A 710-nucleotide genomic window follows, 5' to 3' on the forward strand; every position below is an offset into this window, starting at 1 on the left:
GCAGGATATGTCGCGCTGTCGAGCGATGACATTTCGATCATGCTCAGCGTGGGCCCGCTCCATGAAGGCAACGAGGTGCAATACTTCGCAAAGCGCGGTCCTGCAGCCGGTCAGAAACTGCGCTTTGCCCCCATGCGCGATTTCGTCCGGCGTGCCCGCTTTGCCGCCCGCATCCGTCGCGATCTTCGCCTCGATGCCATCGTGCCGTCGCCTGCGCCCGTCGAGACCACGGCGCCGATCAGCCGCGAACCCATCGCCGCTTAGGGAGACATCCCATGCTCACCACACAACAGGTTGTCGATCAGGTCCGCAGCGATGCCGCACGGATCGAACGGTTCGTGCAGCGCCGGAAGACCTTCCTCGATACGCTGGACTGGACAATGCTCACTTGTGAACAGGTCCATGAAGCTGCCATGCTCGACTTCATGCTGGAAGATGACCTTGCCGAAGCCCTCCAGCGGGTTTCCATGGCGGAAAGCCTCGCTGCGATGGGGCTTCCCCTTGTCCCCACCTTCATCCGCTACAATCCGTTCCCGCGCCCCTGGCACGCGGAATGGCTGGCACTGGTGAACTGACCGGAGACCCGTCATGAGCCGATACAATTTCGCCGGGAAGGGCGACGCGAGCAGCGTCGCCATCGGATACGACCGGCCCCTGTCGACATTTTTCGTGCAGGTCATGCAGCCACATCCCCGCATCGAGGGCGAGGA

At 62.5% G+C, this 710-nt stretch carries 1 protein-coding gene and 1 pseudogene; both read left to right on the top strand.

The genetic code is table 11. The annotated features are described in order from the left end of the window. Nucleotides 1-264 (top strand): annotated as a pseudogene (locus LH128_RS30300) (hypothetical protein); the annotation flags it as partial. Nucleotides 265-275: 11 nt separating this feature from the next. Continuing rightward, nucleotides 276-575, top strand: a complete 300-nt coding sequence (locus LH128_RS30305) for a hypothetical protein (RefSeq protein WP_008833515.1) — start codon at nt 276-278, stop codon at nt 573-575. The last annotated feature ends 135 nt before the right edge of the window (nt 576-710 follow it).

Source organism: Sphingomonas sp. LH128, from assembly GCF_000293195.2.
GTDB classification, from domain to species: domain Bacteria; phylum Pseudomonadota; class Alphaproteobacteria; order Sphingomonadales; family Sphingomonadaceae; genus Novosphingobium; species Novosphingobium resinovorum_A.